This window comes from Salmonella sp. SAL04214, assembly GCF_046550615.1.
Lineage (GTDB): Bacteria > Pseudomonadota > Gammaproteobacteria > Enterobacterales > Enterobacteriaceae > Salmonella > Salmonella enterica.
This window is the reverse complement of record NZ_JBGDXT010000003.1, coordinates 447,362-467,900: the sequence shown is the minus strand read 5'-3', so window position 1 is coordinate 467,900 and position 20,539 is coordinate 447,362. Positions and strand designations below refer to the sequence as shown.

At 52.9% G+C, this 20,539-nt stretch carries 14 protein-coding genes and 2 pseudogenes; 6 read left to right on the top strand and 10 right to left on the bottom strand.

Going from position 1 to position 20,539, the window contains the following annotated elements:
- Positions 1–24: 24 nt before the first annotated feature.
- Positions 25–399: pseudogene (locus ACLJQD_RS08005) on the bottom strand (aminotransferase class I/II-fold pyridoxal phosphate-dependent enzyme); the annotation flags it as partial.
- 18 nt (positions 400–417) lie between these two features.
- On the opposite strand from ACLJQD_RS08005, the pseudogene malI reads away from it, so the two are divergent.
- Positions 418–1,020, top strand: a pseudogene (gene malI / locus ACLJQD_RS08000) (Mal regulon transcriptional regulator MalI); the annotation flags it as partial.
- 57 nt (positions 1,021–1,077) lie between these two features.
- Here malI and ACLJQD_RS07995 read toward each other — a convergent pair.
- Both ACLJQD_RS07995 and manA read right to left on the bottom strand, forming a co-directional pair.
- Positions 1,078–2,586 (bottom strand): YdgA family protein, encoded by a 1,509-nt coding sequence (locus ACLJQD_RS07995; protein WP_017441033.1) that lies wholly within the window; start codon positions 2,584–2,586, stop codon positions 1,078–1,080.
- Positions 2,587–2,688: 102 nt separating this feature from the next.
- Positions 2,689–3,864: a mannose-6-phosphate isomerase gene (manA, locus tag ACLJQD_RS07990; protein WP_001170624.1), complete on the bottom strand. Its 1,176-nt coding sequence runs from the start codon at positions 3,862–3,864 to the stop codon at positions 2,689–2,691.
- Between the two features lie 199 nt (positions 3,865–4,063).
- On the opposite strand from manA, the gene fumB reads away from it, so the two are divergent.
- Positions 4,064–5,710, top strand: coding sequence for a class I fumarate hydratase (gene fumB, locus ACLJQD_RS07985; RefSeq protein ID WP_000066609.1), 1,647 nt, complete (start codon positions 4,064–4,066; stop codon positions 5,708–5,710).
- A 167-nt stretch (positions 5,711–5,877) separates the two neighbouring features.
- Positions 5,878–7,281, top strand: coding sequence for a class II fumarate hydratase (gene fumC, locus ACLJQD_RS07980; protein WP_000259117.1), 1,404 nt, complete (start codon positions 5,878–5,880; stop codon positions 7,279–7,281).
- On the opposite strand, the gene tus is transcribed toward fumC, so the two are convergent.
- The 5 genes from tus to rstA form a co-directional block, all read right to left on the bottom strand.
- On the bottom strand, positions 7,278–8,207 hold the full coding sequence (gene tus, locus ACLJQD_RS07975) for a DNA replication terminus site-binding protein (RefSeq protein WP_017441034.1): 930 nt from the start codon (positions 8,205–8,207) through the stop codon (positions 7,278–7,280). The two genes, fumC and tus, sit on opposite strands and share 4 nt — an antisense overlap.
- 75 nt (positions 8,208–8,282) lie before the next feature.
- A complete protein-coding gene (rstB, locus tag ACLJQD_RS07970) occupies positions 8,283–9,584 on the bottom strand; it encodes a two-component system sensor histidine kinase RstB (RefSeq protein ID WP_000732949.1) in 1,302 nt (433 codons plus the stop codon).
- A 110-nt stretch (positions 9,585–9,694) separates the two neighbouring features.
- Positions 9,695–11,401, bottom strand: coding sequence for an amidohydrolase (locus ACLJQD_RS07965; RefSeq protein ID WP_072103455.1), 1,707 nt, complete (start codon positions 11,399–11,401; stop codon positions 9,695–9,697).
- Between the two features lie 152 nt (positions 11,402–11,553).
- A complete protein-coding gene (ompC, locus tag ACLJQD_RS07960; RefSeq protein WP_000824335.1) occupies positions 11,554–12,696 on the bottom strand; it encodes a porin OmpC in 1,143 nt (380 codons plus the stop codon).
- Positions 12,697–13,174: 478 nt separating this feature from the next.
- Positions 13,175–13,906 (bottom strand): two-component system response regulator RstA, encoded by a 732-nt coding sequence (rstA, locus tag ACLJQD_RS07955; protein ID WP_001080048.1) that lies wholly within the window; start codon positions 13,904–13,906, stop codon positions 13,175–13,177.
- A gap of 126 nt (positions 13,907–14,032) precedes the next feature.
- Between rstA and ACLJQD_RS07950 the strand changes: the two genes are divergently transcribed.
- Complete coding sequence (locus ACLJQD_RS07950; RefSeq protein WP_000524877.1) at positions 14,033–14,368, top strand: GlpM family protein; 336 nt, start codon at positions 14,033–14,035, stop codon at positions 14,366–14,368.
- Between the two features lie 59 nt (positions 14,369–14,427).
- Here the strand turns inward: ACLJQD_RS07950 and ACLJQD_RS07945 are convergent, their stop codons facing one another.
- Positions 14,428–15,810, bottom strand: coding sequence for an amino acid permease (locus tag ACLJQD_RS07945; RefSeq protein WP_017441037.1), 1,383 nt, complete (start codon positions 15,808–15,810; stop codon positions 14,428–14,430).
- A 298-nt stretch (positions 15,811–16,108) separates the two neighbouring features.
- On the bottom strand, positions 16,109–17,053 hold the full coding sequence (gene ydgH, locus ACLJQD_RS07940; RefSeq protein WP_000769294.1) for a DUF1471 family protein YdgH: 945 nt from the start codon (positions 17,051–17,053) through the stop codon (positions 16,109–16,111).
- Between the two features lie 526 nt (positions 17,054–17,579).
- Here ydgH and pntA point away from each other — a divergent pair.
- Positions 17,580–19,109 carry a Re/Si-specific NAD(P)(+) transhydrogenase subunit alpha gene (gene pntA, locus ACLJQD_RS07935; protein WP_001219360.1) on the top strand — a complete coding sequence of 510 codons (1,530 nt, stop codon included), beginning with the start codon at positions 17,580–17,582 and terminating at the stop codon, positions 19,107–19,109.
- A gap of 10 nt (positions 19,110–19,119) precedes the next feature.
- Positions 19,120–20,508 (top strand): Re/Si-specific NAD(P)(+) transhydrogenase subunit beta, encoded by a 1,389-nt coding sequence (gene pntB / locus ACLJQD_RS07930; protein WP_000014056.1) that lies wholly within the window; start codon positions 19,120–19,122, stop codon positions 20,506–20,508.
- Positions 20,509–20,539: the final 31 nt, after the last annotated feature.

Genomic DNA, 20,539 nt, shown 5'->3' with positions numbered 1-20,539 from the left:
TCAACCCCCCGCTTGTAGACAGTATCAGCGAACGGTGCGGATAGCGTTAATCAATCCGTTGACGCCTTTTTCAAGTTTCAGGCGAGGGCATCCGGCATTCAGACGCACAAATCCCCGGCCTTCGGCGCCATAGGTATCGCCGGGCATAATGGCGACTTTCTCCTGATGAATGAGCGTGTGCTGTAATTTTTGATCGTCAATGCCGAGTGGACGGAGATCAATCCAGGCCAGATAGGTCGATGGCGGCGCTTGCCAGTTCAACGTCGGAAAGGCGCCATTCAGCGCCTGCTCAATATAGCGCATATTAGCCGCCAGCGAGGCGCGTAACGCATCCAGCCACGGCGCGCCGTGCTGATACGCGGCAATATGCGCCGTGAGCGAGAGCACCGCTGGCGAAGAAGAGCGCAGGCCGACGCACAAGGAATTCCGGTGGTGTTTGCGTCACGCGCCAGCTATCTTGATGATGCGGATACCGTTCGGCCTGACAACATGCAGGCGGCGCAACTCCTGACGGAGTACCTTATTCGTCAGGGCCATCAGCGCATCGCCTGGCTGGGAGGACAAAGCGCATCTTTAACCCGCGCGGAGCGCGTGGGCGGCTATTGCGCGACGTTGTTAAAATACGGTCTACCGTTTCACAGCGAGTGGGTCGTGGAATGCGCTTCCAGTCAGAAACAGGCAGCAGAAAGCATTACCGCGCTGTTGCGATACAATCCGACCATTAGCGCTGTCGTTTGTTACAACGAAACCATTGCGATGGGGGCGTGGTTTGGCCTGCTGAGAGCCGGACGACAGAGTGGCGAGAGCGGTGTCGATCGTTATTTCGAGCAGCAGGTGTCGCTGGCGGCGTTTGCTGATGTGGCGGAGAACGCCCTCGACGACCTGCCGATTATCTGGGCCAGTACGCCGGCGCGAGAAATAGGCTATACCCTGGCCGAACGAATATTGCAGCGTATTGCTCACGACGAGCACCATGTGCGGAGTCAAACGATAGCCGCTCGCCTGGTAACGCAAAAGTAGAGGCTGCGCGTCGTTCGGCGCAGACCGGGTGCAGCGTCGCGACACCCGGCAAGGCGATTATTGTTGAGGCAGCGCCGGAACGTCCGGAACGGAAAGCGCCGGCATCCCAAACAGGCCGACAAAGTCTTCCAACGGCATTTTTTGTCCGTTGAGCGTGATCTGGCCATTGGCGTACTGCAAACTGGAGGCGATAGTATTATCCTTCAGCGTTGTCAGTCGGAACATCTGACCCATTGCGGACAGCCCCTGCACCTGTTGTTTTGCCAGTTTTTCCGCATCATCCTGCTGATAGCCTTCCAGTTTTGCTATCTGCGTCATAAACTCGACCGCCATGTCCATTGGAATTGCCAGTTTCGCATCCAGCGATTTCACGGAGCGGTCGACTTCCTGCGCCAGCGTTTGCGGTTGTGCCGTTGTGGTTGCCGGATCTTTGAGGAACAGCGACAGATTCAGCGTGGTTTCCCCTTTGGCGTTTTTCCAGCTAAGCGGCGCCAGGGTCAGTACCGGATCGCCTTTTAACAGCACGGGGAGAGCGCTAAAGAACGCTTCAGTGACTTTTTGCTGATAAAGCTCAGGATTCTGCGCCACGTCCGGCTGATTCAACAGCGCCTGCGTTTGCGCATGATATTGCTGACTAAACTGGTGCCAGGCTTCGCCGTCGATTTGACCGACTTTCAGCGTTAATTTACCGCTGCCCAAATCCTGATTCTGCACTTTCAGGCTGTTAAGCGAGTAATCCAACTGGCTGTTAATGGTTTTTCCGTCGTTGACGAGATCGGACTTGCCGGCAATTTCCATCCCTTCCAGCACCGCCATCTCTTTACCCTCAATGGCGATGGACAGTTTATCCAGCGTTAACTTTTGGTCGCCCACACGTTCGCCAAAGCTTGCCAGTTTACTGGTACCGTCGGTTTTCAAATTATTAAAGGTGAGTTGGACCTTCTGATTATATTCGTTAACGGCATCGACCAGGCCGCTCTGCGCTTCGCCTGACAGCGAAACCACATTACCGTCTTTATCGGCGTTAAGCTGGAACTCGCCGCCGCTAAAGGCGACCTTTTCACCGGCATTCTCGTAGTTTAACGGCTTGAGAGAGATATCGGAGCGGGTATCGCCGCCATAACCAATGCGGGTATTGATAACAAAGGGCGTGTCGCCTTTCGCGATATCAAAGAGGGGTTTTGCCGCATCGTTATTCACCAGGGTGGTTTTTACCGACGCCATAGAAGGGATCAGATTGAGCGTTTTGAGCTGGGCGAGCGGGAAGGGGCCATGTGAAACGGACTCGTCCAGCACAATGCTTTGCCCGGGCTTCAACCAGGTATTGTCTGCGCCGGCAACCGGTTTGACAACCAGTTGCAGATGGCTACTGAACACGCCACGCTGGTAGTTTTGATAACTTAATTCGACACCGGCCTCCGGCGCAGTACGCTTGAGCTGTTCATTGGCCTGAGTCACCATTTCTGAAAGATGGTTCTCCAGCTTTTTCCCCGTATACCAGGCGCCGCCTGTCCAGACGATGCCAAGTGCAATCACTACACCTGCAGCTACCAGTGTTTTTTTCATATCAATTGTCCATAAAAATGAAACCAGGCGGATTAAACCGCCTGGAGGAGTTTTACGTCTGTTATAAGCTTAGCAAGAGTTGTTAAAAAATTCAGTACGTTGCTACAGCTTGTTATAAACACGCGCTAAACGGCCCGTGCCGCTGGCGTTAACCGGAGACTCATCCGCGCCGATAAAGGCAGATTCACCCGGCTTCAGTACCAGACGCTGTTCATCTTTACGTAACACCGCCTCACCCTCAACGCAGAACAGAATCGCGGCGCTGTGTTGGCCGATGCTCGTCTCCTGAAGCGCCAGGTCGTGCAGTGAAAAAGCAAAATCGTCAACCGGAATTGGGAAGTCCAGCTCCGCGCCGCTTTTCACCGGGGCAGTCAGCAACTTGCCGGCAGGCTTAGGTTCGAACTTCACGTTCGCGACCAGCTCAGGGATGTCGATATATTTTGGCGTAAGGCCAGCGCGCAGAACGTTATCGGAGTTCGCCATGACTTCCAGCGCAACGCCCTGCAGATAAGCATGAGGCGTTTCGGCAAACAGGAACATCGCCTCGCCGGGATTCAGTTTGACCACATTCAGCAACAAAGGAGAGAAAAGCCCGCTGTCGTCAGGATAATACTCTGAAATCACGCGGATCGTTTGCCACGGTTCGCCTTGCTGGCTGTTAAGCGCCGCTTTGAGTACGGCTAACGCGCGGGATTTTTCTTCGCCTTGCATATTCAACAGGCTGGCGAAAAGCTGGCTCAGACGTTCAGCATTCGGCGCCTGCAAAAAGTGGGCGATAGCGGAATGCGCGCCGGCGACAGGTTGCAGTAAAGAGACAATGTCAGAAAATTCGCGGAACGCGTTCATCGCCAGGAAAGGCGTCAGGGCAAAAACCAGCTCTGGTTTATGGTTAGGATCTTTATAGTTCCGCTCTGCGGCATCCATGGGGATACCCGCCGCATTTTCTTTCGCGAAACCGATTTCGGAGTTGCGTTTATTCGGGTGCACCTGAATAGAGAGCGGTTGTGCGGCGCACAGTACTTTAAACAGAAACGGCAGTTCGCCGAAACGGTTGGCTACCGCTTCGCCCAGCATGGCGGTTTTATTCTTTTCGATGGCGTCACGCAGGGAGACGGTTTCGCCGTTGGCGGTGGTGATTCGCGAGCTGCTTTTGGGATGCGCGCCCATCCAGAGTTCAGCCATTGGCTGCTGCTGCGGATTGGCGATGCCATAAAGTTCCGTTAACGCAGTTTTACTTCCCCAGGCATAGTTTTGCACTGAGTTAATGAGTTTTTGCATTATCAAGCCCTGTTTCAATGTGGAGATCAATGGGAGGTATTAAACCAAGAAACCCGCATGAAGTAACCTCCGCGCGTAAAAAGTCGTACTTGTCTCAGTTTTTGTTAAAAAATTGTGTAGGATAGTGTTACTCGCTTTGAGTCGGGCAATGGAACACCTGCCCATAGAATAACCATACCGAGCGGTAAGTGAGAGCACAATGTCAAACAAACCCTTCTTTTATCAAGACCCTTTTCCCCTCAAAAAGGACGATACCGAGTACTACTTGTTGACCAGCGAACATGTTTCCGTCGCCGAATTCGAAGGACAAGAGATCCTGAAAGTCGCGCCGGAAGCGCTAACGTTGTTGGCGCGTCAGGCCTTCCACGATGCGTCTTTTATGCTACGTCCCGCGCATCAGCAGCAGGTGGCGGATATTCTGCGCGATCCGCAGGCCAGTGAAAACGACAAATATGTCGCGCTGCAATTCCTGCGAAACTCCGATATCGCGGCCAAGGGCGTGTTGCCCACCTGCCAGGATACCGGTACGGCCATTATTGTCGGCAAAAAAGGCCAACGCGTCTGGACTGGTGGAGGTGATGAAGCGGCGCTGGCTCGCGGCGTATATAACACCTATATCGAAGATAACCTGCGCTATTCACAGAACGCGGCGCTGGATATGTACAAAGAGGTCAATACCGGTACTAACCTGCCGGCGCAGATCGATCTCTACAGCGTCGATGGCGATGAATATAAATTCCTCTGTATCGCTAAAGGCGGCGGATCGGCGAATAAAACCTACCTCTATCAGGAGACAAAAGCGCTTCTGACGCCGGGTAAGCTCAAAAATTATCTCGTTGATAAAATGCGTACGCTGGGTACCGCCGCCTGTCCGCCGTATCACATTGCGTTTGTCATTGGCGGCACCTCGGCGGAAGCGAACCTGAAGACCGTTAAGCTGGCCTCGGCAAAATACTATGATGCGCTACCGACCGAAGGCAATGAACACGGGCAGGCCTTCCGCGATATTGAGCTGGAAAAAGAATTGTTGCTTGAGGCGCAAAATCTTGGCTTAGGCGCGCAGTTCGGCGGCAAGTATTTCGCTCACGATATTCGTGTCATCCGATTGCCGCGCCACGGGGCATCGTGTCCGGTAGGTATGGGCGTGTCCTGCTCCGCGGATCGAAACATTAAAGCGAAGATCAACCGGGAAGGGATCTGGATCGAGAAGCTGGAGCGCAATCCCGGTAAATATATTCCTGAGGCGCTGCGCCAGGCGGGAGAGGGCGAGGCGGTGCGCGTTGATCTTAACCGTCCCATGAGCGAGATACTGCAACAACTGTCGCAGTATCCGGTATCAACGCGCCTGTCGCTGAACGGCACGATTATTGTGGGCCGCGACATCGCGCACGCTAAACTGAAAGAACGGATGGACAGAGGCGAAGGTTTGCCGCAGTACATCAAAGATCATCCTATCTATTATGCGGGGCCGGCAAAAACGCCGGAAGGGTACGCCTCCGGGTCGCTTGGGCCGACTACCGCAGGACGAATGGACTCTTATGTTGATCAGCTCCAGTCGCAGGGCGGCAGTATGATCATGCTGGCGAAAGGCAACCGCAGCCAGCAGGTGACCGATGCCTGTAAGAAACATGGTGGCTTCTACCTGGGCAGTATCGGCGGCCCCGCAGCCGTTCTGGCGCAGGGCAGTATCAAGCGCCTGGAGTGCGTGGAATATCCTGAACTGGGTATGGAGGCTATCTGGAAAATTGAAGTGGAGGATTTTCCGGCCTTTATTCTGGTGGATGATAAAGGCAACGATTTCTTCCAGCAGATTCAGTCATCGCAGTGCGCGCGCTGCGTTAAGTAATGTCGCCGCCCTGCGGGGCGGTAACATGATTCGCTATTTTGCCGGAGAACGGCGCAAGCGCCTTATCCGGTCTACACCGTTGTGTTGTTATCGTTAATACTCATAAGACCGCAAACATGTGAGCAATGTCGACACATGATCTCATCAACTTGAGTAAGGAGCAGGTAATGGTAACGGTACGCCGCGAGAAAGATTCAATGGGCGCGATTGAAGTCCCGGCAGATAAACTGTGGGGGGCACAGACTCAACGTTCGCTGGAGCATTTTCGGATTTCCACGGAGAAAATGCCCGTCTCGCTCATTCACGCTCTGGCGTTGACCAAGCGCGCTGCTGCGAAGGTCAACCAGGACTTAGGGTTGTTGGCGGCGGAAAAAGCCAGCGCGATTATCCAGGCGGCTGATGAAGTGCTGGCGGGAAAACATGCTGATGAGTTTCCGCTGGCGATTTGGCAGACCGGGTCCGGTACGCAAAGCAACATGAATATGAATGAAGTGTTAGCGAACCGCGCCAGTGAAATTTTGGGCGGCGTTCGCGGTATGGAACGCAAGGTGCATCCCAATGATGACGTCAATAAGAGTCAAAGCTCAAACGATGTGTTCCCAACCGCCATGCACGTGGCGGCGTTACTGGCGTTGCGCGAACACCTTATCCCGCAATTATCCGCATTAACGGATACGCTTCGCGATAAATCCCATGCTTTCGCCGATATTGTCAAAATTGGCCGTACTCACCTGCAGGACGCGACGCCGCTCACCTTAGGCCAGGAGATTTCCGGTTGGGTAGCCATGCTGGAACATAACCTCAGACACATTGAGCACAGTTTACCGCACGTCGCGGAACTGGCGCTCGGCGGAACCGCAGTGGGGACAGGGCTTAATACCCACCCGGAATATGCCCGGCGCGTGGCCGAGGAACTGGCGACGATTACCGCGGCGCCGTTTGTTACCGCCCCGAATAAATTCGAAGCGCTGGCGACCTGTGACGCGTTGGTACAGGCGCATGGCGCATTAAAAGGACTGGCGGCCTCGCTGATGAAAATCGCCAACGATGTTCGCTGGCTGGCGTCCGGCCCGCGCTGCGGCATTGGCGAGATTGCTATCCCGGAGAATGAGCCAGGCAGTTCCATTATGCCTGGTAAAGTGAACCCGACCCAGTGTGAAGCGGTAACGATGCTATGTTGCCAGGTGATGGGTAACGATGTGGCCATCAATATGGGGGGCGCATCGGGCAACTTTGAGCTCAACGTCTATCGTCCGATGGTTATTCATAATTTTCTGCAAACGGTGCGCCTGCTGGCCGATGGCATGGCGAGTTTCAATCAACACTGTGCGTCAGGAATCGAGCCAAACCGCGAGCGTATTACGCAGTTGCTGAATGAGTCGCTGATGCTGGTCACTGCGCTCAATACGCACATCGGTTACGATAAAGCGGCGGAGATTGCGAAGAAGGCGCATAAAGAAGGGCTGACGCTCAAAGCCTCAGCCGTGGCATTAGGATACCTTAGCGACGAGGAGTTCGACGCCTGGGTACGTCCGGAGTTGATGGTTGGCAGTATGACGCCGGGACGTTAATCCGCCACATACAGGTGCAGTCGCGGAATAATCAGTCGCAGCGGCTGCGCCTGTGGTTTAAAACGGTGCTGAATATTATCGGCGTCATAGTCTTCCAGCCCGCCAATATCCGGCACGCCTGCGCCGTTGTCCGTGTTGATTAATGCGATAATCGGCGTGGGGCAGGCGTGTTGCACCTGTTTCTGCTGGCCTTTATACCAGATGCGGGCGATCGGCTGTACTTTAACCGGACGCTTAATCTTGAGTCGGGCCTGCTGCGGTAAGGCAGCGATATCCTGATATTCCCGTTCCAGCTTGAATTGCCATTGTTCGCGCGTCCATGGCGGGACGCTGCGCGGCGACGCGAGGCTTTTTTTCAACTGGCTCAGAACCTCATCCCGGCTTAAATTTTTAATAATATGTTTATTTGCCCAGCCGAAACGTATGGTGGCGGGGTTATTGATAAGCGTCAGCGTGCGGTAAGCGTTCAGCGTAATTAAGCCGGGTAGATGCCGATGCACCCACTCAAAACGTGCCGCTGAGGGAAGACCGGACTCTACTGTAACCATCTGCTCGAAGGTGGTTTTCAACTGGTTAATGCGCTGTATCTGATTTTCCAGATCTAACTGTGTCGCATTATCCACTTGATAGCATAAGACGCCAGGCAGGCGGACGGCGGCTTTACTGCTGCGGTTTTCGGACTGCTGTTGAATAAACAAATGGCGATAGTGACGTAGCGCCAGCGCTTCGGCCTCTTTCCCCAGATGTTGCGTTACCTCTATAGTATCCAGCGGCGCATGTTCCGCCTCTTTGGTCACCTGCGGCAGTGAAAAGACACGGGCGATAAGTAGCGAATGCTGCTGTAGATTATCCGTCAGCGCCGCCAGGTGTTGTTCTATCTGGCGAAAAGTGCCATTCAGGCGTTCAACGAGATCGTAGCGGGACATGGTATCACTCACTTTAGTTACAACATACTATATGTATAGCACAGTTCCCGCCGCTCAACCAGCGTACAAAATGCGTCAGGCAGCGGTCATGTCGGGCATCGCGTGCCAGACCGGCCAGCGAAAACTAAATTTTGCGCCGCCCAGTTCGCTCTCGTCACAGACGACGCTACCGCCCATCGCCAGGGCGATAGAGTGTACGATGGCGAGTCCAAGCCCGCAGCCGCCTGTCGCCCGATCTCTACTGGGGTCGAGTCTGACAAAAGGTTCAAATATGCGCTCACGCGCATCCGCTTCAATGCCGGGGCCATCATCTTCGACTATCAATGTTGCCTGACTGCCGTCGAGTAACAGACTGACCTGAACGGTGGTACGACTGTAGCGCAACGCATTATTCAGCAGGTTATCCAGCACTCGCGACATTAACCGCATATCAAGCGCGCCATAATCGCCGATTACAGATGTGAGAAGGTTTACGGCACGTTCCGGGGTCACGCTCTGCACATCCTGCAAATGCGCGAGCAACCATGCGGGGAGGTCGGGTTCGGTCAACATCAGTTCATTTTGCGGTCGGTCAAGGCGCGCATAGGTGAGCAGTTCTTCAATCAGCGCTTCCAGTTGACCAATATCGCGATTGAGCGCCTGTGATTCCGGCGGTGTCAGATTTTCACTCATTTCAAGCCGATAGCGTAAACGTACCAGCGGCGTGCGAAGCTCATGGGCGATACCGTCAATCAGCTGTTTTTTACTGGCGATCAGGGCATTAATGTTATCCGCCATCTGGTTGAACGCGACGCCCAGACGTTCGAAACTGGAGCCATTATCGAAGTGCAGGCGTTCAGTCAAATGACCCTCGCCAAAGCGCTGCGCGGCGGATTCGAGCCTGAGCATTTCTTGCCAGTGCGGACGCATCCAGATAAACACAGGAAAGGCGAGAGAAAAGGCAATGAGCGCCATTAAGGCGATATCCAGCAGTCGCATTTGATGCAGGAAATAGAGATAGGGAACCGGGCCAACCGCCAGGACGTAATGGCTGCGCGGGATACGCTGAATAAAGGTGTATTGATCGTCAAGCGCGACAATATCGCCTTCACGCAGTCGCTGCGTGGTGGCGGCATCAAGCTTATAGTGATTTAACGGTTCAACGCGTAAATCGAAAGAGAGGTTCAGGTCCATCTCTTTTAACGTTTTCCCCCATTCACGCGGCGGAATTTCCCGCAGTTCGCTGCGCATCAGATAGAGCGAACTTTTCATCAGATCGTCGAGCGATTGCCTGCCCGCGCGTTCGGCGGTGAATTTGTACACCAGTCCGACCAATAAGGTCATGACCAGAAAACAGACGAACAGCAAAAGGTAAAACTGCACAAACAGCTTTTTCATCAACGCCCACCGGATCTCAATACATTAGCTCTATCGCGCGCTGACGAAAAAGATTTCCCGTCAGCGCCGCTGGTGGGTTATAAAAGCAGGCTTTGCGTCAACTGACAACCTCATTGTCCGGCGTTAAGGTCCGGACTTTCGTGAACAATGCGTCCATCGACAAGCGTCAAAACAGCGCGAATGGTATCAATTCTGTCTTCCGGCATCGTCATAAATGGCTGATTGAGTACCGCCAGATCGGCCTGTTTTCCGACGCTAAGCTGGCCCCGGTGTTGTTCGGCAAAGGCGAGCCAGGCGGCATGACGTGTATATAACGCTAGCGCTTCCAGACGCGTGAGCCGCTCGCTGGCGGGTTTACGCACGGAACCGCCTGACGCTATACCGGTGATATGATATTCGATAGCGTGCCAGACACCGGCAATGCCAATACGCGTCGAATCGGTGCCGCCAGCTACGACAAGCCCTTTATCCAGCGCCAGTCGAACCGGCGGCGAATTGTCCGTCGCGCCGGGTGGATTGGCGTCACGGATGGCAAGCCCCTCAAAGTAAGGCCCCATTTGCACAGTGTATGCCAGACCCAGCTTACGCATTCGCTCAAGCGTCTGTGGCGAACCGGTATTCAGATGCGCAATAGACCAGCGGAGAGGGCGCAGATCGTACTGCTGCGCTACCTGCTCAAAAATCGTCAATATCGCGTCGGCGCTGTCATCGGTATAGGCGTGGATCTCAAGCGGTATTCCCCGTTTTGCCGCAAGCGTCGCGACCTGGCGAAGCGCGGTTTTGTCCTGCTCTGAGGAAGAAAACCCTGGGGCCATCCGCACGCCGTCATTCATTCCGGCCACCAGGCTTTCCCCCAGGCCAAGAAAAGCCAGTTGCCCGTCATCGGCACGCGCCGGGCGAAAGGCCATCAGGTTGCTGAACCACTGCGCTTCATGACCTTTCGCTTCTGGCTGTACCGGAATGCGATACCCCACGCGCAGCGGTAAATCCCCCTGGTTTCGCATTGCAAATAAAGGCTCATAAGCGGCGGCAGGCCCGGCAGAGGGGTCAATGATGCCGGTCACGCCGCGAGCGTTCATATCAGCGAAAAATTGCCGCAGACCGCCCTCGCGATCGGCGTTACTACTTATGCTGGCAAAAAGCTGATTGAACGCGGCGATGTCACCAAATAATTTCCCCGTGGCGCTACCTTTTGCGTCGCGCTCTACGCGGATTCCCGCTAAATCAGGAGGAGGGGTGTTGTTAAGGCCAAGTACGTCTATACCGCGCTGATTCACTAACGCATAGTCGTACAGATACTGAATATAAGCCGGATGATCGGGAAGGGCGTGGCTCAATTCGGCTACCGTCGGCGCCCGGTTTTCTGCAAATTGTGCCGGTATCCACGATCCCACTACGGCTACCCATTGATCGTGGGGACGACGGTTAGCGTCGGCGCGTAATTTATCCAGCGCGTCTTTAAGCGAAGGGCTGTCGTACCAGTAGGTTTCGAATGTCCAGGTTTGTCCGCCGCGAATGGCGTGGATGTGAGTATCGGTCAGGCCGGGTATCACGGTTTTACCCTGTAAATCGATGGTACGGGTATGGTCGCCGCGCCATTCATTTGTCGCCGTATCATCGCCAATCGCCACAATCCGCGAGCCGGAAATCGCCAGCGCGCTGGCCTGCGGCAGGGCATCATTCAGAGTGATGATATTACCGTTATGCAAAATAATATCCGCTGCCGGGCGGGCGGCGGTGGCTGCGCCTGTGGCCGTGAGCAGAAAGAGAAGCGCGGTTCTGGAAAGCAGAGGCGGGACGAGACTGATCATTAGCATGTTCCTTTTGTCGGGCGATAAGCAAACCATAGAGAGCGAACAAGAATTGTTCAATCTGTGCCCAGGGAACAGTGCGTTCTGTTTTTAGAACGGTGGTGATGAAAAAAGAAAAGCCCGCCGAAACGGCGGGCTTGAGAAGAATTAATGAATAATTAGAACTGGTAAACCATACCCAGCGCGACAACGTCATCGGTATTAATGCCGTTATCTGCATAGAAGTTATCGTCGTCATCCAGCAGGTTGATTTTATAATCAACATAGGTGGAGAAGTTTTTGTTGAAATAGTAGGTGGCGCCGACATCAGCATATTTGACCAAATCTTTGTCTTCATTTACGCCTTTATTGACAAGGTCTTTACCTTTAGACATCAGGAAGGAAACTGCCGGACGTAAACCGAAATCAAATTGGTACTGCGCAGTAACTTCAAAGTTTTGTGTTTTATTAGCCACACCACCCTGAGCATCAGAATCCAAAGAGCCATATGGCGTCATATTCCGGGTTTCAGAATACATAGTGGCTAAATAGATGTTGTTGGCATCATATTTCAAGCCAGCAGTCCATGCATCTGCTTTATCGCCTTTTGCATACTGTTCGCCATGCGAAACCTGATCGTTTGTACGGTCAGATGTTGTGTAGGCAGCACCTGCGCTAAAGCCCATACCAAAATCGTAAGTGGTAGAAATACCAAAACCATCTCCGTTTTCTCTACGGAAATCGTCATCATCAGTACGGTTATTTGTACCTTCATTACCGTTACCGCTATTTTCATTATTGCCCTGGTATTGTAGAGCAAAACTCAGACCGTCTACCAGACCGAAGAAATCAGTGTTACGGTAGGTGGCCACGCCGTTAGCACGACCGGTCATGTAGTTGTCAGCGTAAGTATAGGAGTCGCCGCCGAACTCAGGCAGCATATCGGTCCAGCCTTCCACGTCGTACAGGACGCCGTAGTTACGACCATAGTCGAATGAGCCGTAGTCGCCGAATTTCAGGCCGGCGAATGCCAGACGAGTCCAGGAATTAGCGCCCTCGCCTTCGGTAGTGTTAGCCTGAACGTTATATTCCCACTGGCCGTAACCAGTCAGTTGGTCGTTAATCTGCGTTTCGCCTTTAAAACCGAAACGAACATAGGTTTGGTCGCCGTCAGAGCCACTATTGTCAGAGAAATAGTGCAGGCCGTCTACTTTCCCGTAAAGGTCCAGCTTATTGCCGTCTTTGTTATAAACTTCAGCGGCGTGTGCCGCGCCAGCAGCCAGCAGAGCCGGGATGACAAGTGCCAATACTTTTCTTTTCATTTTTTTATCCTTAAAAACTTAACTTATTTGCAAAAGATTGAACTTCTACAGATTCGTTGAATCAAAGGCATCCTAATCTGAATAATATTATTTCAGCAAATGCTAACTTTTCTTATATGTTATTAATTAATACAAAAGTTACTATCGGAAACGCATATATTTATGGTGAATATATTTGTTATTATATATTCATGATTATGATTTGTTTGATTTCACAATTTGCGAAAAAAGACGGCAATATAGCGCCGGTCAGACATTCTGTTATCAATTTTGTGAACTGGCTTCGAGTTTTTTTAATTTAATTTTCTTGGGCGAAAAAGACGTAATGAAGAACCGCAACGCAGAGAAAACGGTAATAAAGGGGCCGTTTCGACTAATAAAAATAGCATTCATGTATACAATGTCTGTTTTTTGAACAGTGGCGGTGATGAGCATCGCCACTGTGATTTGATAAAGGCAGGTAAAATCTGCAGCTAACTTATCCCGTCGTTTCGTCCCAGGCATGAGGGGCAAAAAGATAGCCTTTATTGCGAATGGTCTTTATACGATAGGGCTCAGCAGCGCTATCCAGCAGTTTCTTACGCAGGCGGGAAATCGCCACATCCACGCTGCGATCCAGACCATCATAATTGACGCCGCGCAGCGTTTTTAGCAACGCGTCGCGATCCATAATTTGTCCGGCGTGTGTCGCCAGTTCCCAGAGCAATTCAAAATCGGCGGTGGAGAGCGATATGAAATCGCCGTTGAGCTGGACCGCCCGGTTAAGGGGATCGATGGTTAACGCGCCAAAACGCAGCGCTTTATGCGGCGTAAGCGCGCTCTCCTGAAGACTTTTTGCCTGTTGCGTTTGTTCGCTTTGCCGCAGGTGTAAGCGCAGACGCGCCAGCAAAACGGCCGGAGGCGTGGTTTTGAGGATGTAGTCGCAAGCGCCCATCTCCAGCGCCAGAATATGATTCATATCACTGTCCAGCGAGGTGAGCAGGACAATCGGGCCTTGCCAGCGGTGGCGCAGATCGCGGCATATCGTCATGCCATCTTTACCTGGAAGCATAATATCCAGTAAAACCAGATCGGGCTGAGTGGTGAGGATAAGATCCTCCGCCCGGTCACCACGCGGCTCAACAATGACATCAATATCATGTTTCGCCAGATAAGCGGCAATGAGAGAACCCACTTCAGCGTCGTCTTCAACAAATACAATGCGGTTCATATTATAAATGGAGAATAGAAAACGCCAACATACACCGCCTCTGTTTTCCCTTCCATAAATCTTTTCTAAACGAGAGCGGTTCCGTTATGCTACACGCTGTTGTTATTAGCATGTTAAGGCAAGGTAATGGGACTCGTGATTAAAGCTGCCCTGGGGGCGCTGGTCGTCGTATTGATTGGTCTGCTGTCAAAAACGAAAAATTATTATATCGCCGGATTAATTCCTCTGTTTCCAACGTTTGCGCTTATCGCGCACTATATCGTGGCCAGCGAGCGGGGCATCGACGCGATGCGTACCACCATCGTCTTTAGCATGTGGTCGATCATTCCTTATTTCATTTATCTTGCAACGCTATGGTATTTCAGCGGCGTGATGCGCCTGCCCGTCGCGCTTGGCGGTGCGGTGGTCTGCTGGGGGCTAAGCGCGTGGCTGCTGATTTTTTGCTGGATTAAATGGCATTAATATTGGCAAAGACCGTGGTTTCCCCATCGTAATACAGACGGATATTACGATGGGGGGGGTTAACCCACCAGCATCCACGTAGCCGGAACCGCCGCGACCAGCAATAAACCAATCAGCACGACTTCCTGACGATTTAATACGTTGTCATGCTTGTGCGTCCGACGCGCATACAGGAAAACCAGTAATCCAGGCGCGTACAGCACGACGGACAGCAGCAGGTGCATGGGACCCGACGCGTATAACAACCATAAGCCATAAATACAGGCTCCGATACCGACCGCCCGATGGAGGGGACGCGTTGCAATCTTCAGCAGAAATGCGCCGACCAGAAAGTAGGGCACCAGAATCATTTCTGACGCAATCGTCAATAGTGTGTTGTAGTCCGAACCGGTCAGCCAGATCAGCACCAGACAGATTTGCACACAGATATTGGTGAGCCATAACGACGCAGAAGGCGCGCCTTGCGCATTTTGTCGCGTGAAGATGCCCGGGAAGGATTTATAGGCTGCCGCCAGAAACGGCACCTCCGCCGCCATGATAGTCCAGCTTAGATAAGCCCCGCAGACAGACACAATCAGTCCCGCTGCAATAATAATTTCTCCCCACGGCCCCATCATTTTCACCATCAGACCGGCCATCGACGGGTTGCGCATCTCCGCCAGTTCCGGACGCGCCAGAACGCCAAGAGAAAGCAGCGTGACCAGGAGATATATTCCCAGCGCTGCGAGTACTGCCAGTAGCGTGGCGCGGCCTACATCGCGTTTATTTTTCGCTCGGGCCGAGACGACGACGGCGCCTTCAACGCCAATAAACACCCACAGCGTAATAAGCATGGTGTTCTTGACCTGTTCCCATACGGGAATACCGAGTTCAACACCAGTGAAGTCCAGTGTGAAGGTATCCAGTTTGAACATCATGATAGCCAGCACAATAAACGCGCCGAGCGGCAACAGTTTCGCCAGAGTCGCGACCAGATTGATGCTGGCTGCCGTTTGTACGCCGCGCAGGATGAGGAAATGGACAATCCAGAGCAGGACTGAAGCGCCGACAATAGCCTGCCAGGTATTACCGTCGCCAAACAGACGCAGGGCAGGCGTATCGGTAAAGAAACTCAGCGCTGAAAAAACGATAACCAAATAGGATACGTTGGCGATGACCGCGCACAGCCAATAGCCCCAGGCAGAACAAAAGCCAATCAGTTCGCCGAAGCCTTCGCGGGCGTAAGTAAAGATGCCGCCGTCAAGCTCGGAGCGAATGCGCGTAAGGATTAACATGGCGAATGCCAGTAAGAGTATCCCCACGCCGGTAATGGCCCAGCCAATTAACAACGCAGCCGGACTGGCAACGGCGGCCATATTCTGGGGCAGACTGAAAACACCTGCGCCAAGCATTGAGCTTAAAACCAGCGCGGTCAGCGCGCTCAGTCCCAGTTTTTTTTCCATTGGTATCCAGCTATAAAAATGAAATTGGAAGAATAATTATTATGGCAAAACGCATAAAAATGGTGAAAGCCACTAAGGCGCGGGATTTTACGGAGAGAAGGGACCGCATGCAACGGCCTGGATAAGATTTATCGCCAAAAAAGCGAAAAGTGAGATTCATCGCGATATTTGACGGAACTGGCATCCCGCGAGAAAGTGCCGGATGGCGGCTTATCAGGCCTGCCGTTGAACGATCGTGTAGGCCTGATAAGGCAGGTATGCCGCCATCCGGCGAGAAAGCCTGATGGCGACGCGCGCCTTATTTATAGAGGTCGGCGCTGATGGTGATGTTATTACCGCGCTCCTGCCACTGACGCGTAATATGATAATACTTAGCGCCTTTCTTCGCCGCGCGTTTGGCGACCTGATAGGAGATTTCTGTCATATTGCCGTAGTTGCCGGTGAACTTAACGCTGTCGAAAGGCACCATCATCGCAGCCGTCGCTTTATTCAGCTCCTCAACTTTTGTGCCATCCGGAAGTGTGACAGTGTAACGTCCGCCTTTGGAGGATTGCGTTTCGAAGAAACGGCCTACTTCGGCGCTCGGCGAGGCTGACGTGGCGACGCCTGGAATTTCGACTTTCTTCGCAGCTTCGCCGCCCTGAGCCAGCGCGGCGCGGCCAGCTTCAGAGTCTGCCGGAATAGCGTCCGGGCTCTGGACGATGCGTTTTTTCGCATCTTGTTTATAGATAAATGCAGTGATGCGCTGGTTTCCGCCCTGATTCGCATCTATCTGACGAACAATATAGAAAGCGTATGCGCCTTTTTGTTTCGCCGCTTTCGTAATGGCATCGTTAACTTCCGGCTGGCTACGGTAGAAGCCCTGAACGGTGACGGTGTCATACGGTTCTAATTGTACGGCCTGGTCTTTCGGTAGTTCCACGATGCCATTAATGACACGATTTTTGGGCGCGTCGGCTTTCGGCGCGTCGGCTTTATACACGTCCGCCACAACACGCCAGTTACCACTGTTGCCGAACTCCGAGGTGTCGACAACATAGAAGGAGGCTGCGCCTTCTTTATCTGCGCGGCGGGACACGGCGGAGACCGCATCGCCAATAGCATTAAAACGACCGGTAATAACGATGCGGTCATAAGGTTTTAGTGCAGCCGCTTGCTCCGGCGTCAGTTCTGTTGCTGCATGGACAGAAAAAGCAGCCGCAGAAAGCAGAGCCGACGCCAGGAGAGTGTTCTTAAGCTTCATAAAAATAATCCTTCGCCTTGCGCAAACCAGGTACTGGTATTGTTATTGACTAGAAACGTGGCTGATTATTGCATTTAAACCATATGGATGTCTGCGGGATTTTTCACGCATCGTGTCATGTATCCTATCTTTGATGATAACATTTGCCGATATGTCGAAAAAAACGGCGTCCGGGCGGCTAAGCTAATGAAGCGCATAAATTTAATAAGTTAATTTAATGTTAATTTCTTGATCCCGGCAGAGGTTTAATGATGTTTTGCTGTCAAATTTGAGCGAATTATCAGCCCTCGCAGGCCATTTTCAAGGCATTATGGCTGCTTAGCGGCTGAATCGTTCATGTTTTGCAAATTTGATAAAAAATTCTGTTTTTTGGCGCTAGATCACAGGCGTTATTTTCAGTAGGTTATAGAGAGTTTGTAACGGTTTTATTCTGCTGGGGTAACATTTACCTCAAACGCGGGCAGGCGTACGCTTCTCGCGCTTACTGACAAACCATCATCAAAAATACCGATGGAAGGGAACATTTATGCGAATTGGCATACCAAAAGAGCGGTTACCCAATGAAACCCGTGTCGCTGCGACGCCGAAAACGGTAGAGCAGCTACTGAAGCTGGGGTTTAGCGTCGCTATCGAAAGCGGGGCGGGTCAACTGGCAAGTTTTGACGACAAAGCGTTTGCGCAGGCTGGCGCGGATATTGTAGACGGCAATGCTATCTGGCAGTCGGAAATTATTCTCAAGGTTAATGCGCCTGAAGAAGAGGAAATCGCTTTACTGAACCCCGGGACTACGCTGGTCAGTTTTATCTGGCCTGCGCAAAATCCTGGGTTAATGGAGAAACTTGCCGAACGTAAGGTTACGGTGATGGCGATGGACTCCGTGCCGCGTATTTCCCGCGCGCAATCGCTCGACGCGTTAAGCTCAATGGCGAATATCGCGGGTTATCGCGCCATTGTAGAGGCCGCGCATGAATTTGGGCGCTTCTTTACCGGCCAAATCACTGCCGCCGGGAAAGTGCCGCCGGCGAAGGTGATGGTGATTGGCGCGGGCGTAGCCGGTCTTGCGGCTATCGGCGCGGCAAACAGCCTGGGGGCGATTGTCCGCGCGTTTGACACTCGTCCTGAAGTCAAAGAGCAGGTCCAGAGTATGGGGGCTGAGTTCCTCGAACTGGATTTTAAAGAGGAAGCCGGTAGCGGCGATGGTTACGCCAAAGTGATGTCCGAGGCGTTTATCAAAGCGGAAATGGCGCTCTTTGCCGCCCAGGCCAAAGAAGTCGATATCATTGTTACCACCGCGTTGATTCCGGGCAAACCTGCGCCGAAGCTGATTACCCGCGATATGGTCGATTCTATGAAGGCTGGCAGCGTGATTGTCGACCTGGCCGCGCAGAATGGCGGTAACTGCGAATATACCGTCGCCAATCAGGTTGTGACGACGGACAATGGCGTGAAAGTAATTGGCTACACCGATCTACCGGGGCGTTTGCCGACGCAGTCATCCCAGCTTTATGGCACCAACCTGGTTAACCTGCTGAAGCTGCTGTGCAAAGAGAAAGACGGCAATATTGACGTGGATTTTGACGATGTCGTGATCCGTGGCGTGACGGTGATTCGCGACGGCGACATTACCTGGCCTGCGCCGCCAATCCAGGTTTCCGCGCAGCCACAGGCCGCGCCTAAAGCAGCACCTGCGCCAAAAGAGCCGGAAAAGCCCGCTTCACCCTGGCGGAAGTATGCGTTAATGGCGCTGGCGATCATTCTTTTTGGCTGGCTGGCCGATGTCGCGCCAAAAGAGTTCCTCGGCCATTTTACCGTGTTTGCGCTCGCCTGCGTGGTTGGTTATTACGTGGTGTGGAACGTGTCTCATGCGCTTCATACGCCATTAATGTCGGTGACCAACGCAATTTCAGGGATTATTGTTGTCGGGGCATTATTGCAAATTGGTCAGGGCGGCTGGGTCAGCTTCCTGAGCTTTATCGCGGTGCTTATCGCCAGCATTAATATTTTCGGTGGCTTCACCGTGACTCAGCGTATGCTGAAAATGTTCCGGAAAAACTAAGGGGTAACACATGTCTGGAGGATTAGTTACAGCTGCATACATTGTTGCCGCGATCCTGTTTATTTTCAGTCTTGCCGGGCTTTCAAAGCATGAAACGTCCCGCCAGGGGAATAACTTCGGTATTGCCGGGATGGCGATCGCGTTGCTGGCGACCATTTTCGGGCCGGATACCGGCAACGTGGCATGGATTCTGGTCGCCATGATTATTGGCGGCGCGATTGGCATCCGCATGGCGAAAAAAGTTGAGATGACCGAGATGCCGGAGCTGGTCGCGATTCTGCACAGTTTCGTGGGCCTGGCGGCGGTACTGGTTGGCTTTAACAGCTATCTGTACCATGACGCCAGTTTGGCGCCGGTGCTGGTGAATATCCATCTGACCGAAGTCTTCCTCGGTATCTTTATTGGCGCAGTCACTTTCACTGGATCGATCGTAGCGTTTGGTAAACTGCGCGGCAAAATCTCTTCTAAGCCGTTGATGTTGCCTAACCGTCACAAAATGAACCTGGCGGCGCTGGTTGTTTCTTTCCTGTTGCTGCTGGTTTTTGTCCGCACCGAAAGCGTGGGTCTACAGGTTCTGGCGCTACTGCTGATGACCATTATCGCGCTGGCGTTTGGTTGGCATCTGGTCGCCTCTATCGGCGGGGCGGACATGCCGGTGGTTGTTTCAATGCTGAACTCCTATTCCGGTTGGGCTGCCGCGGCGGCTGGCTTCATGTTGAGCAACGATTTGCTGATTGTGACCGGCGCGCTGGTCGGTTCGTCAGGCGCGATCCTGTCTTACATTATGTGTAAAGCGATGAACCGCTCTTTCATCAGCGTTATTGCTGGTGGGTTCGGTACTGACGGCTCCTCAACAGGCGACGATCAGGAAGCTGGCGAACATCGCGAAATCACAGCGGAAGAGACCGCTGAGATGCTGAAAAACTCCCACTCCGTCATTATTACGCCGGGGTACGGGATGGCGGTGGCGCAGGCGCAGTATCCGGTGGCGGAAATCACCGAAAAACTGCGTGCACGCGGTATCAACGTGCGTTTCGGCATTCATCCGGTGGCGGGTCGCCTGCCGGGGCATATGAACGTGCTGTTGGCGGAGGCGAAAGTGCCTTATGACATCGTGCTGGAAATGGATGAGATCAACGATGATTTCGCCGATACCGATACCGTGCTGGTGATTGGCGCGAACGATACGGTGAACCCGGCGGCGCAAGACGATCCCCGCAGCCCGATCGCCGGTATGCCGGTTCTCGAAGTGTGGAAAGCACAGAATGTCGTGGTCTTTAAGCGTTCAATGAATACCGGTTATGCTGGCGTGCAGAACCCGCTGTTCTTTAAAGAGAATACGCAAATGCTGTTTGGCGATGCCAAAGCCAGCGTGGATGCGATTCTGAAAGCGCTTTAATCTTTTAAACGTGCGGCGGCCTCTTCGGAGG